Source organism: Paenarthrobacter sp. PH39-S1 (genome assembly GCF_030063245.1).
Classification (GTDB): domain Bacteria; phylum Actinomycetota; class Actinomycetes; order Actinomycetales; family Micrococcaceae; genus Arthrobacter_M.
In genome coordinates this window covers 1-10,769 of record NZ_JASISR010000063.1, presented here as the reverse complement: position 1 = coordinate 10,769, position 10,769 = coordinate 1, and the positions used below count along the sequence as shown (strand labels likewise).

At 61.0% G+C, this 10,769-nt stretch carries 11 protein-coding genes, 1 rRNA gene and 3 pseudogenes; 8 read left to right on the top strand and 7 right to left on the bottom strand.

The window, feature by feature from the left end; translation table 11 throughout:
• Positions 1-121: 121 nt before the first annotated feature.
• From QMG52_RS20815 to QMG52_RS20805, 3 genes and pseudogenes are all read right to left on the bottom strand, one after another.
• Positions 122-664 (bottom strand): annotated as a pseudogene (locus tag QMG52_RS20815) (FAD-binding oxidoreductase); the annotation flags it as partial.
• A 275-nt stretch (positions 665-939) separates the two neighbouring features.
• Positions 940-1,522, bottom strand: a pseudogene (locus QMG52_RS20810) (transposase); the annotation flags it as partial.
• A gap of 134 nt (positions 1,523-1,656) precedes the next feature.
• A complete protein-coding gene (locus QMG52_RS20805; RefSeq protein WP_283562324.1) occupies positions 1,657-2,340 on the bottom strand; it encodes a VOC family protein in 684 nt (227 codons plus the stop codon).
• 289 nt (positions 2,341-2,629) lie between these two features.
• Between QMG52_RS20805 and QMG52_RS20800 the strand changes: the two genes are divergently transcribed.
• From QMG52_RS20800 to QMG52_RS20790, 3 genes are all read left to right on the top strand, one after another.
• Entirely contained in the window at positions 2,630-2,998 is a 369-nt protein-coding gene (locus QMG52_RS20800) for a class I SAM-dependent methyltransferase (RefSeq protein WP_283562323.1), read from the top strand.
• Positions 2,999-3,039: 41 nt separating this feature from the next.
• Positions 3,040-3,384, top strand: coding sequence for a hypothetical protein (locus QMG52_RS20795; protein WP_283562322.1), 345 nt, complete (start codon positions 3,040-3,042; stop codon positions 3,382-3,384).
• 605 nt (positions 3,385-3,989) lie between these two features.
• On the top strand, positions 3,990-4,547 hold the full coding sequence (locus tag QMG52_RS20790; protein WP_283562321.1) for a PH domain-containing protein: 558 nt from the start codon (positions 3,990-3,992) through the stop codon (positions 4,545-4,547).
• A 170-nt stretch (positions 4,548-4,717) separates the two neighbouring features.
• Here the strand turns inward: QMG52_RS20790 and QMG52_RS20785 are convergent, their stop codons facing one another.
• Entirely contained in the window at positions 4,718-5,047 is a 330-nt protein-coding gene (locus tag QMG52_RS20785; protein ID WP_283562320.1) for a hypothetical protein, read from the bottom strand.
• Positions 5,048-5,370: 323 nt separating this feature from the next.
• On the opposite strand from QMG52_RS20785, the gene QMG52_RS20780 reads away from it, so the two are divergent.
• A complete protein-coding gene (locus tag QMG52_RS20780; RefSeq protein ID WP_283562319.1) occupies positions 5,371-5,907 on the top strand; it encodes a hypothetical protein in 537 nt (178 codons plus the stop codon).
• A gap of 153 nt (positions 5,908-6,060) precedes the next feature.
• On the opposite strand, the gene QMG52_RS20775 is transcribed toward QMG52_RS20780, so the two are convergent.
• Positions 6,061-6,411 carry a hypothetical protein gene (locus QMG52_RS20775; protein ID WP_283562318.1) on the bottom strand — a complete coding sequence of 117 codons (351 nt, stop codon included), beginning with the start codon at positions 6,409-6,411 and terminating at the stop codon, positions 6,061-6,063.
• Positions 6,412-6,997: 586 nt separating this feature from the next.
• The gene (locus QMG52_RS22515) at positions 6,998-7,399 is read right to left on the bottom strand and encodes an NUDIX domain-containing protein (protein ID WP_502920588.1); all 402 of its coding nucleotides are present in this window, start codon (positions 7,397-7,399) and stop codon (positions 6,998-7,000) included.
• 201 nt (positions 7,400-7,600) lie between these two features.
• Here QMG52_RS22515 and QMG52_RS20765 point away from each other — a divergent pair, with 201 nt between their 5' ends.
• The 4 genes and pseudogenes from QMG52_RS20765 (at position 7,601) to QMG52_RS20750 (ending at position 10,591) form a co-directional block, all read left to right on the top strand.
• Positions 7,601-7,960 carry a YybH family protein gene (locus tag QMG52_RS20765; protein ID WP_283562316.1) on the top strand — a complete coding sequence of 120 codons (360 nt, stop codon included), beginning with the start codon at positions 7,601-7,603 and terminating at the stop codon, positions 7,958-7,960.
• A gap of 320 nt (positions 7,961-8,280) precedes the next feature.
• The gene (locus tag QMG52_RS20760) at positions 8,281-8,661 is read left to right on the top strand and encodes a hypothetical protein (protein ID WP_283562315.1); all 381 of its coding nucleotides are present in this window, start codon (positions 8,281-8,283) and stop codon (positions 8,659-8,661) included.
• Positions 8,658-9,389, top strand: coding sequence for a hypothetical protein (locus tag QMG52_RS20755; protein ID WP_283562314.1), 732 nt, complete (start codon positions 8,658-8,660; stop codon positions 9,387-9,389). Before QMG52_RS20760 ends, QMG52_RS20755 begins: the two co-directional genes overlap by 4 nt.
• 107 nt (positions 9,390-9,496) lie before the next feature.
• Positions 9,497-10,591: pseudogene (locus QMG52_RS20750) on the top strand (IS1595 family transposase).
• 89 nt (positions 10,592-10,680) lie between these two features.
• Here QMG52_RS20750 and rrf read toward each other — a convergent pair.
• Positions 10,681-10,769: ribosomal RNA gene (rrf, locus tag QMG52_RS20745) — 5S ribosomal RNA — on the bottom strand; the annotation flags it as partial.

The window sequence follows — 10,769 nt, the reverse complement described above, 5'->3', positions numbered from 1 at the left end:
TGGAGCCTCCGCCCACCCGACACGACAACCGGGCTTTTGTCATGCCCGGACCCAAAAGTTGCCGAAATTCACGCCCCCGCCAGAATTCCGGCCTCAAAAAGCCACTACTCGCGGATCCGGGTCTGACTGTCGCGGCGACCACGACTCCTAGAGTTCCTTCGAAACCGACGAACAGCCCCGTCAGATCGTAACCGGCGACACCCTTGAACCTCCGGTGCCCCGTACTGATCAGCGACCCATCGGCCAGCACCACATCCAACGCCAGCACGGAGTCCCGCGTCACGCCATTTTTGGCGCAACGCAGACGGCCTGCGTTCGTGGCGATATTGCCGCCGACGGTGGATAGCCGGTAGCACGCGGGATCCGGCGCGAACATCAGCCCATAGTCGGCCGCGGCGGCATTCAGATCCGCATTAATGACACCCGGCTCCACGACGGCCACCTCCTCGGCGGCATTCAGCTCCAGGATCCGGTTCATCCGCTCCAGGCTCAGCACGACGCAGCCGTCGCTGGCATGTGCGCCGCCGGAAACACCGGTTCCCGCGCCGCGGCATACGACGGCGACGCCGTATGCCGACGCGAGCTTGACCACGGCCTGAACATCCGTCACCGGCCTCTGATCCGTGGCATAGGCCCGCAGGACCGCGGCGTCGGTTGAAGGCAGTCAGCTGCAAGCACGCCCGCCAGCTCCGTCAGGAACTGCGGCAGCTTGGTGAGGATATCCGGCATGAACCGACCCTAACCCGGCAGCGGCGCCGGGGCACGTGATCTGAAATGAAGTCGGTCGGTGCCGCGGTGGCGGGTGTTGGGATGGTGGGGGGGTGTCCCTATGTTCTTTGTCAAGCTTTGTGGGTAGTTTTTCGGAAACTGGGGTCTCCCGTTTTTTGGGCAGGAAGTAGCGGTCGGCGGCGTGTGGCGGCTGACTGTCGAGCTGCTGTTTTAGGCGGCTTTGACCGTGGGCGGCTCGTAAAGGGCGCCGTCGCGTAGCATCGCGAAGAGGACGTCGCAGCGGCGCCGGGCGAGGGCGATCAGGGCCTGGTTATGTCGTTTGCCTTGGGCTCGTTTGCGGTCGTAGTACGCCCGTGAGACGGGGTCTTTCAAGGACGCGAACGCGGAGAGGAAGAACGCCCGTTTGAGGATCTTGTTGCCCTTTTTTGAGGAGTGGTCTCCCCGGATCGAGGTTCCGGAGCGCCACGTCACCGGCGCGAGTCCGGCGTAGGATCCCAGGTGCCCGGCGGTCTTGAATTCCACCGATAACTTCGGTAGTGATCCGTGCTGCCGTCCTGATGCCGACCGCCGGTAGGGACGCCAGGAGTTCGTGAAGAGGATGGGCCTCCACGATGGTCTCAACTCGGGTCAGGACCTCGGCACGGGAGGTGCGCAGTTGGGTCAGCTGTGCTGCGAGTTGGGGCAGCACGACGCTGGCGGCGCCGGTGCCGGCCACGACTACGCTCTGCTCACCCAGAGCGGTGAAGATCTCTTCAGCCCACCGCTTCCCGGCCCGGGGCGCGGACTTGGCCATCTAGGGTTGTGTCGTCAGACAACTCATTTATGGTTCTGAGAAATGCGATTCTGCCTGTCTCACATCCGTAATACACCTCACAACGGGGTGCGCGTGCTGCCAACCCACGATCACGATGCGGCGCGTGTTTCGTTTTAGTGCCTGCCGTGGGCTGTGGTGATTGATATTGCCGAGGTTACGTCCAGCCGTGTGTTCTCGATCGCTGACTCGATGCTGACGCATAGGGGACCGCGGGCGGGGCGCAGCGATTTGGTGGGGAACCAGATGCGATCCTGCTGGACCAAGATCAGCAGACCATCGTGGTTTCCCAGCGGGGCGAAGATTTCGTCTTGATCGAAAAACGGCGGCAATGCCAGTTCGTCCGACAGCATCTTAACCGCTGCCGGTACATCGGCAACGGCGATTCCTATTTCGCTGATCGAGAGGATGCGCGGGTTTTCTTTATAGTCCGATTTAACGTTGGCGTCTGCATCGCGGGCGATGAACTCCAAAATGATGTCGTCCGGTCCCATAAAGTACACCGATCGCGAGTCCCACCCGCCTGAGCTGGCAAAGAGTTCTTGGCCGTTTTTAACAAGTAGAGGGACCCGCGCGCTGAGCCAAGCGTGGGCCTGTTCGAACTCCGAGGGCAGGATTCCGAAGGCCAGGTGGTGGACGCCGTCGAACGCGTCCCCTTGAATCAACGACAATCGGCTCGAGCCGGCGTTAACCACTGCGTGATCCGTGTTCTCGTCGACAGGCAGATCCAAGATGTCGCGGTAAAACTTCACAGCCGCAGCGAGGTCGCGGACTGTGAGCGTGACGTTGAGGATCTTCATGACTGCACCTTCCCCGTTGACGGGCCCTGTGATTCCCAGCCTACGGCTAGGGGAATGAGGTGTGTCAGGGATCTGGGACGTTGATACTGATATTTGGTGTTTCCGGCGGCAGGCCGTTGTTGTGCGTCTGTGGTCGGATTATTGAAAGGGCTGCACCATTCACTGATGAGTGGCTGTCCCTCTGAGGGTTCCCCAAGAGGGTCGACAGTTCCTGACGACGCTGCACCTGCGAAGATACTCGTTTCCAACAAGCACTCTCAAGAATAAATTGTTTGGCAGAATCGGCAGTATGGATCCTTCAAATTTCTATACCGGCATTGTAGCCGAGCTCTATGAACAACTGAAGTCAACGAACCATTCGTACGAACCATCCGCGGATCTCATCACCCGGACCGGTGAACCGGCACTTGAACTCGGTAGCGGTGACGGTGAACCCATCCTTGACCTACGGCGGCGGGGATTCGACGTCGACGGCGTTGATTCCTCGGCAGACATGCTCGCCCGGTGCGCCCGAAGGGCAGCCGACGAGGGTCTCGACGTCACACTCTTCCAGCAGCGGATGGAAGAAATGGAATTACCGCGCAAGTACCAATCATTTTCCTGGCAGGCCCGACGTTCACGCTGCTTCCAAACGACGAGGCCGCGCTGCTCGCGCTGAAGGGCATCCGGCGCCACCTCGCAGAAGACGGGGCCGCCCTGGTGCCCTTGTTCATCCCTTCTCCCACTCCAGCCGACCAGCTGGGCAAGACGCGCGAAGCGATCGCCGAGGACGGAGCGGTCCTTCGCTTTTCAGTGCTCCCCGAGAACCGCGATGAGGAATCGCGCATTCAACAAAGCATCTTTCGGTATGAGCAGCACAGAAACGATGACAGCGTGGCCGAAGACCGGACGTGGGTACTGCATTGGTACACGCCGTTGGGATCCCAGGAATTGGCCGAAGCCGCTGGACTGGCCGTCACCAGCGTGCACGACGGAACCGGGCGCAGCACGACAACCGACACTGGCGCGACCGACTTCACGTTCACCCTGCAGATAGCCCGATGAATGGCTGCCTTGGGCGGTATTCTGCGGACCCGCAAGGAGCCCGAACTCACGCCATACGAGAAGAAAACCGCATTCCCTGCAACTTTCGTACCGCCGCATAGTGTGCATGCGGCTGGCAAGCCGCGAAATTGTCCCACAGCGCGTTCCCCCTACGGACGGACTTTGACTAGATTCCATCGACAAGCTGCAGTCCAGTGGCTACCTGGCTCCACGCGCCCTTTGCGTACGAATTTTTCCGTTTTCTGCGGCGGCCCCTTTACACGTCCACAAGTACGCAGGAGCCTCCGAGTTTTGTGATTGAATAAATTCGCCTGATTTAACGGCGTTGATTTGGGTTACAGTTCTGGCATGGCGACGATTTCCCGAACAGTCCAATGGACCCCGCTCACTGACAACAAGACAGCCCTCGAGGTGCTTCCGCAGGCTGTTGAACAGGCAAAGTTCACCGTGAAATCTTTAGGCCCGGGCGAAATCGCCATCGACGTCCCTCAGGCACTTCTCAGCACCAATGGGGCGCGAAGATTAACGGAACCATCACTCCCGATGCCGATAGGACTCACATCGAATGGCGTGTCGATGGACTTGGGAACAAGCACTACAAGCACTTGATCAAGATCTCCGAGGGCCTACCGGAAGGCCTGCTGGATGATCATGGAATACAGGAAGCGGCGAGTCATGTGGCCCTTCGCATTTTCGGCCGTAAGGAAATTGCTCACCTCGCCAACGTTCTGGACCGCGGTGAAACCGTGAATGCCATCGGTGTTGGAAGGTTCGAGAACAAGGCAGGGATCGCCGCCGCAACAGACCGCCGGCTGCTCTTCTTGGAGAAAAGCATCGGGTCAGAGGATCTCACATCCTTTTCACTCGGAGCCATCCAGGCAATCGATCTGAAGAAGGCGCTCGGGGGCGAAACCCTTACCATCAACCACTCCGGAACGAAGGCGGCAATCACAGCACTCGGACACGGCCAGGGTGACTCACTCATTCGCGCGATCCGTGCAGCCCAGGCCGCACATACACCCCCGCAGCCTTCAGCAGCACCAGCAATCGATGTCATCGGACAGCTTGAGCGCCTGTCTGAACTTCACGCGAAAGGAATCCTGAACGACGAAGAGTTCCAGGCACAGAAGGCCATCATCCTCTCCTCGCACAGGTCAGCCTGAGCCGGGGCTGCGCTCACGGTCGACCAATACCGGGACGTGCTTGCTCTCCGCCGTGGCGGATCTCAGGGTTCTTTCCTGTCGGCGTCGGTCTTCTCTATTCCTGTGGCTCCTCGCCGTGTATCCATTCGAGTGGGTTCAGATCGGTCGTTCCCGGCTGCATGGCCCGGCAGCTATCGGGAGATCTGTTTACCCTTGGCCTGGTTCTTCTTCGGTGAGTCGGCCCGGACTTTACTCACGGTCTTTCCTTCCCCGGCGGCGGCGTGGCTGATGGGGTGTTTCTGCTGGGATTCTGCGAACTGCCGCGCTTGGATGCCCTTCTCGGGGGCACCGGCGGCGCGCATCTTCGCGGACAGGGTCTCCTGGCGTTCGGCGGAGTCGTAGGCCAGTCCGGCGCGCAGTGCGGCCCGGTCAGCTAAACGTTCATGCTTCTCTGCCGCTTTGGTGGCCGCTGTGGCCTGGTCGTGTGATTCCTGAGCCTCAGGTGACTCGGTAAGGAACATGTCCCGGTACCAGGCTTCTTCCGCCGCTGAGGGACCGGCTAACGGGCGGGGAAAATGAGGGTCGCAAAGCGAGGGTCCAATCTCTCCGCAACGGTCCTGCAGTCGTAATCTTTCAATATGGACAGCGCGGACTCTTCCTCAAATTTAGACCTAGCAAAATACGGAATCCCGGCGGGCTTGTTTGGCGCGTCAGTCTCCGAAGAGTTGGCTGTCTGGGTCGGGCTTATTGCCATGGTCGGGGCGTTGGCCGAACACAAGATTGAAACCTGCGGATCGAGCTTAAGGGACCTGCGGCGGCAAGCAAGAAGGGCCCGTCCCCAAACGTGACTCAGAACCTCAAAGACTGTAAGGAAATCCTGGACTCGCTGGACACAGGGAAGGAGGACAGCGAGCCGCACCGTTACGAGTGGCACTACCGCAACAAAGGTGTGCATCTTCTGGACCAAGCCGAGAAGGCCTTCCAGGCGCGGAACGACCTAGTACACCGGGCCTGGTCCGTGGCCGATGCGGCCGAACCGAGCGGGTACAAGACACCGCCACCGAGACGAAGAGATGTCAAAGACAAGTTGGCGCGTCCGTACCGGGCTGTGTCTAAGGATGAGATAAACACCGCAATCGCCGGCCTCGTCCAAACCGTTGAGGCGCTTGATCGCTTCGCGGGGGAGCCCCAGGGGCCCGTTGACCGGGACGCACCGACGAAGGACCGGATAACGGACACCGCTCGGGAGAAAGAACCACTCCCGTGCGCCGGCGAAATAGGCGTCAAAATCAACCAATGCAGCTACTTCTCGATCTCAACGTCCTTGCTCCTGATGTCGTCGCGCACCATTTTGCTCGAGGGATTCGGCTTTCTGCGCTAGATCGTCGGCCTCTTGCTTGAGTTGTTGGGCATATGCGGTTCCCTTTTCTTCGTAGTCGTTCCGCACGCTGCGCAGGTAGGTATCGAGGGCGATGTAAGCGTCGCCGGCAGCTCGCAGAACGGCGTCAGAGCCTTCTTCGAGGATTGCGGCACCCTAAACCTCTACGACTCGGTTCATGGCCGTCCCGAGGAGTTTGTCGTGCCGCTGGTTGCGCGTTTCCATCGTCTCGCCCGCGTAGATGAAGGCCTTCTCCCTCATGACCTGTCGGACCACGATGGAAAAGTCGACATACGGCACGTAAAAGGTCCGCAGGCGCGCGAGCTTGTCATCCCTCCGACGTCGTCGCTCAGCAAGAATGTTCCGCTTGTTCTCATGTCGCTGCGTGAAGAAAACTCCGAGGATGGCGGCCGCACCGCCGAGGACGGCGCCGATGGCGCCGATGAGGAGAGACCAGATCGGATCCGGCCCGCCGGGATAGTTCACGATAACTGAGGCGGGGACCATGGCCTCAATCTAGCTTTCGAAATGATCCAGCCCACGGAGGCCCCGCGGGTTTCTATACGCGTCGTGCTGGCTTCTAGCATTCTGGCGCTTCTTGTCCTCGGCCGGGACTTTGACGAAGTCCAAGACAAGCCCAACCCTCTGCTTGGCCCGGGCGACCTGCGACTTCAGGCTCCCTTTGCCGTCGATGAGATGCACACCTTAATCGCCGCTGTGACTCCGATCGCTAACCACGCCTCATGACCAGTGAGCTTTTGGTCTTGAGCGTGACCGTCGCGATGCTGATCTCGACCATGGACCGATTCTTCCGGAAGCCCGGCCGAGAGAGCCACCGCGACGGACCTAATTGCCTCCCCAGACGGGTGTCCGGTAAAGGATCGGCTATCGGGGCACCAGAATGTCATTTAGCGCTGCGGCAAGTAGCAGGTCCAGGTCAGCGCACAGCCTTGATGCCTTGATCTGCTCTGGGTTGCCAGTACGGAGCGATCCTTGCCTCGTTATCGCGCTTGGAACACACCGGTTTCCCGGTATCGCCGATAGAGCCGGATCACTTCGAGCGTCGGCGGGTGGGTTGGTGCGGGTACTTCCGTCAACGGGAAGAACGCGATCTCGCTGACCTCTGATTTCTCCGGCTTAACATTCCCCTTCCACCTTTCCAGGACAAAACACAGCGCAAAGCATGTACTTTGTCTCCGTTCGGATACTCCAACTGATGAAGCTCCGGCTCGGAAAGACTGGCGAACGCGACCAAGTCCGCAGAACTGGCCAGGATTCCGGTGTCCTCAAACAGTTCGGCGACGGCGGTGGCTGCGAAACTCTGCCCGGGCTCGCAGGCGCCGGCGGGAAGCTCCCAGACGCCGTTGTCGACCCTGCGCTGGAAAAGCGCGGTGCCGTGGGCGCCCAGAACCAGAACCTGTGCTCCCGGCAGCAGCAGTTGACGGGAACCAACTTTCTGGCGCAGCTCCCATGCATACGATCCAATGTGTCCCACTGATGCTCCTAGCAGCTGTAGCCGAAGCGTATTCGGCCGGTTACAAGCAAGTATGACCGTCGGATGCGATGACCACCACGCGTCCCGTAGAGGGTTCCCCAAACGGACATGGAAGTGCCGTGCGGGCGAGTACTGAAATTTGTGCAGACGACTTCTGAAAACGACAGCTCGACTCCCGACCGCGATTGAGAGGTTCGAGAAATGAGTGTCGCAGCAGAGCGCGCGAGTGCCATGCAGCCTGAGGACCTGAGCCGGTACTTCGTCGAGCGGGCCAATGCCGGAGACGTCGAGGGGTTGGTGGCTCTCTACGAACCCGGCGCGGTGCTGGCGACTGGGCTTGGTCAGGTGGCGACATGTCACCGGGCTATCCGTCGATTCTATGAAGAGTTGCTCGCTGACGGGCCCACGTTCACTGCCGGTGACCAACGACCTGCCCTGCGCAACGGCGACCTGGCTTTGACATCCACATGTATCCCCAACGGCGCCACCGCGGAAGTGGCCCACCGTCAACCGGATGGCACATGGCTGTGGCTGATCGACCAACCCAACGTCCTGGCCTAAAGCGTCCGCGGAAGTTGGTCATTCGGCGTTCCCATGTGGGACGGCAGTTGGTATGTGCTTCTGCGATCCGTACCGGAACTGCCACGGTGAGAAGTTTCAATGCCAACACGACGAGATTCTGCGGGCAGGTCTCCGACTGGCCGACGGGAAGAATTCGACAGCCATGCTCGAGAAGCGTTTCGCTTGCTTTCGGGGCTTCGCCCATACCCCTAATTTCTACACGTGCCAGGTGGCATAATTCTGGCAAAACACTGGCATGAGTCTGGCATGAAGAGCGCCTTCCGTCGTATGCTGGGACTTCAAGAGAAATGGAGAGGGCTATGTCGATTGCACCAGGAGGACCAAGGCATCGGGTCCGGTCCGTCTTCATGGAGACCTCCGACATCGTCCAGGAGCTCTGCGAGGCACTCACATCGAAGCTCGTTGCGAGCCTCGCAGGAGTGAAAGACCCCGGCCAGGTCCGTAAGTGGGCCCGAGGAGAGCTAAACCCGACCCAGCCGGCAGAGCAGCGCCTTCGGTTCGCCTACGACGTCATCGAGGAAGTAGAGAGCGCCCAAGGACTGCGCGTTGCGCAAGCGTGGGCCATGTCGATCAACCCCCGCCTCGGCTATGAGTCCCCCCTAAAGGCAATCCGGGAAGACCGATTCCAGGAAACGGCAGCGGCGGCTAAAGCCCTGCTGGAAGACGCCTACGACGGATGACCCGCCGCTCATGTGCGCAGACGGGCCTCTCCATCATCGAGGGGCCCGTCACCATGTATCGCGTCTCCGTCGCCAGGCCCGGACGCGGCCCGCTGAACCCCAAGGAGCGCCCGGCCGATCCAGTTGTTGACCGCCGCGATTGGAGCAGGTTCGACACTCCGGGCCTGACCATCTATGGCGCGGACCTCAGAGTCACCGCGTTCACAGAATCCTTGGCTTTTAAGGCACCATCCGCTCGAGAATACGCCGCCATGGCTGAAGAGGCCCGGTTCCTGGGCCTGGGACTCAACGAACTGCTGTCGGGCCTGCGGAGCGCAGGCATGCCAGTGGACGGGATGGACCCTGACTGGCGGCTCGACCGTGAAATATACCGCCTCGATTTCCCGTCCCGTCCATGGATCGACCTGACCCACCCCGACACAGTTGTTGCCATCAAGGCTTCCGGGATCGCCGCGGTCGGCCGCATGTCGGTTGCGGACCTGACCGGCGATGACAGAGGGCTGACGACCTCTGTCGCACAGTGGATCCGAGCGCAGCGGCTCGACGATGGCTCCCAGCCGGCCGGGCTGAGGTATCCGTCAAAATTCGGATTCTCCGACGGCGATTACTGCTACGCCGGCTTTATTGCGGCGCCTAACGCCGGCTGTACTTGCAGCGGATCTGGGTTCACAGTGAATGACCCCGACCTGGCTGAGGCCGTGAGACGCACCGGCGTTCACATCAGCTGAGCAGGTAATTCTCCCGATTCCGGGCCTCACTCAAGGTTGGCCCTTGAGACACAAGAGCGGTCCAGATGAATTACTCGCATTAGGGCTCTCCACTTAACCGGACAAGAATTTATCTTGTGATTGTGCTCCGCGGCGGCCGGGACTTTCCGCGGTCGGTGGGTGAGTTCCTGGCCTGGTTCGCCACAGACGCGGACTGCCTGGACTATTTGGCGTGGTTGCGCTGGCCGGACGGATTCGTCTGTGACGAATGCGGTCACGTCGGCGGTTGGCAGGTTGGCAGGTTGGCAGGTTGGCAGGTTGGCGACGGTAGATGGAAGTGCGCACAGTGCTCGCATCGAACCTCGGTGACGGCGGGCACGATCTTCGATAGGACGCGCACACCGCTGACGGTGTGGTTCCAGGCGGTGTGGTCGTTCGCCACGGCCAAGGACGGCGTCTCGGCGTTGGGATTACAGCGCACCTTGCAGATCGGTTCGTACCAGACCGCGTGGGCTATGTTACACCGGCTGCGGTCGGTGCTGGTGCGGCCCGGCCGGGAGCTGCTGTCCGGCCGGGTAGAGGTGGACGAGACCTACATCGGCGGCCAGGAGCCTGGCCTTACCGGCGGCCGCGCCAAGGGCAAGAAGGCGCTGGTCATAGTGGCTGTGGAGGTCACCGAGCCGAAGGGTTTCGGCCGGTGTCGAATGCGCATCATCGACGATGCCTCGGCTACCACGCTGCTTGAGTTCATCACCGACAATGTCACCTTGGGCTCCACGGTCATCACCGACGGTTGGTCCGGTTATCTGGGCATCGACAAGGCCGGTTACACCCATGACCGGCGCAGCCAACGCGCCGCCAAGGCTCTCGGCGAGGATGTCGGCAAGCTGTTGCCCGGCGTGCATCGCGTCGCCGCGCTGGTCAAGCGGTAGCTGGCCAGCACCCACCAGGGGGCGGTGAGCACCGACCATTTGGCCGGGTACTTGGACGAATTCTGTTTCCGGTTCAACCGCCGCACCTCCCGCAGCCGCGGCCTGGTGTTCGTCCGCGTACTGCAGCTCGCGGTCGGCCACGATCCGGTGCGCTACCGGCAGCTGATCACGCGGCCACGGCCGCGCCGAGAACCGCCACAACCGCCGGGCGTCACCGGGCACCCGCCCAGCATTGACCGACCCCGCGCCAACCGGCCCTGGCGAAGCTCCCGCCAGCACAAGTCCGGTTAAGTGGAGAGCCCAAAGAAAGGTAACGGGTGTTAAATGGTTTGAGCCCCGCAAGGTGTGCGGGGCTCAAGCCTTTTTGTTTTCTAAATGGTGTCCGGCGGTGTCCTACTCTCCCACACCCTCTCGAGTGCAGTACCATCGGCGCTGTGGGTCTTAGCTTCCGGGTTCGGAATGGGACCGG

What these genes read in the sequence shown, in the direction of transcription:
- QMG52_RS20805 (WP_283562324.1), bottom strand. Translation starts at nt 2,340, where the DNA reads ATGAAGATCCTCAACGTCACGCTCACAGTCCGCGACCTCGCTGCGGCT.
- QMG52_RS20800 (WP_283562323.1), top strand. Translation starts at nt 2,630, where the DNA reads ATGGATCCTTCAAATTTCTATACCGGCATTGTAGCCGAGCTCTATGAA.
- QMG52_RS20785 (WP_283562320.1), bottom strand. Translation starts at nt 5,047, where the DNA reads ATGTTCCTTACCGAGTCACCTGAGGCTCAGGAATCACACGACCAGGCC.
- QMG52_RS20775 (WP_283562318.1), bottom strand. Translation starts at nt 6,411, where the DNA reads ATGGTCCCCGCCTCAGTTATCGTGAACTATCCCGGCGGGCCGGATCCG.
- QMG52_RS20765 (WP_283562316.1), top strand. Translation starts at nt 7,601, where the DNA reads ATGAGTGTCGCAGCAGAGCGCGCGAGTGCCATGCAGCCTGAGGACCTG.
- QMG52_RS20760 (WP_283562315.1), top strand. Translation starts at nt 8,281, where the DNA reads ATGTCGATTGCACCAGGAGGACCAAGGCATCGGGTCCGGTCCGTCTTC.
- QMG52_RS20755 (WP_283562314.1), top strand. Translation starts at nt 8,658, where the DNA reads ATGACCCGCCGCTCATGTGCGCAGACGGGCCTCTCCATCATCGAGGGG.